Source organism: Microbacterium sp. B19 (assembly GCF_000333395.1).
Classification (GTDB): Bacteria; Actinomycetota; Actinomycetes; order Actinomycetales; family Microbacteriaceae; genus Microbacterium.
The window spans coordinates 1-1,145 of sequence record NZ_BADA01000221.1 but is presented as its reverse complement, the minus strand read 5'-3'; the positions used below and the strand labels follow the sequence as shown (position 1 = coordinate 1,145).

Annotated in this window: 1 protein-coding gene; it reads right to left on the bottom strand. The window is 72.8% G+C overall.

Annotation, left to right across the window (positions count from 1 at the left end):
* A partial coding sequence (aroC, locus tag I5G_RS08240; protein WP_022878627.1) for a chorismate synthase occupies positions 1–1,145 on the bottom strand: 1,145 nt, incomplete at both ends.

Genomic DNA, 1,145 nt, shown 5'->3' with positions numbered 1-1,145 from the left:
CGCGTCGGAGGCGTCGGTGGTGCGCAGCGTCTCGGGCAGGTGCGTGAGGTACGTCTCGAGATTGCGGCGCGTCTCGGCGACGTTGTCGCCGCCGAACTTCTCCAGCACCGCGTCGGCGAGCGTGATCGCGACCATCGCCTCCGCCACGACACCCGCGGCAGGGACCGCGCAGACGTCGGAGCGCTGGTGGTGCGCGGCGGCCGTGTCGCCCGTGGCGACGTCGACGGTGCGGAGGGCGTGCGGGATCGTGGCGATGGGCTTCATGCCCGCGCGCACCCGCAGCACGGTACCGGTCGACATGCCGCCCTCGGTGCCGCCCGCGCGGTCGGACGAGCGGGTGATGCCGTCCTCCGTCGCGAAGAGCTCGTCGTGCGCCTGCGAGCCGCGACGGGTCGTGGTGAGGAAGCCGTCGCCGACCTCGACGCCCTTGATGGCCTGGATGCTCATCAGGGCCTGGGCGAGCTTGGCATCCAATCGACGATCCCACTGCACGTGCGAGCCGAGCCCCGGCGGGAGGCCGTACGCGAGCACCTCGACGATGCCGCCGAGCGTGTCACCGGCCTTTTTCGCGTCGTCGACCTCGGCGACCATCGCCGCGGAGGTCTCGGGGTCGAAGCAGCGCAGTGGATCGGCGTCGAGGAGGTCGACGTCGTCGGGCGTCGGCAGCGCCGCGCCCTCGGGCACCCGAACGGGACCGATCGAGAGCGTGTGGCTGACGAGCCGGATGCCGAGTTCTCCGAGGAACGCGCGGGCGACGGCGCCGAGCGCGACGCGGGCCGCGGTCTCGCGGGCGGACGCGCGCTCGAGGATCGGCCGCGCCTCGTCGAAGCCGTACTTCTGCATGCCGACGAGGTCGGCGTGGCCCGGGCGCGGGCGCGTGAGGGCCGCACCGCGACCGCGCGAACGGTCGGACAGCTCGACCGGCTCGGGGCTCATGACCTCGACCCACTTGGGCCACTCGGTGTTGCCGATGCGCAGCGCGATGGGGCTGCCGATCGTGAAACCGTGCACGATGCCGGTCGAGAGCGTGAGCTCGTCCTCCTCGAACTTCATCCGCGAGCCGCGGCCGTAGCCGAGCTTGCGGCGAGCGAGGTCCGCGCGGATCTGCGCGGGAGAGATCGGGACGCCGGCCGGCATCCCCTCCA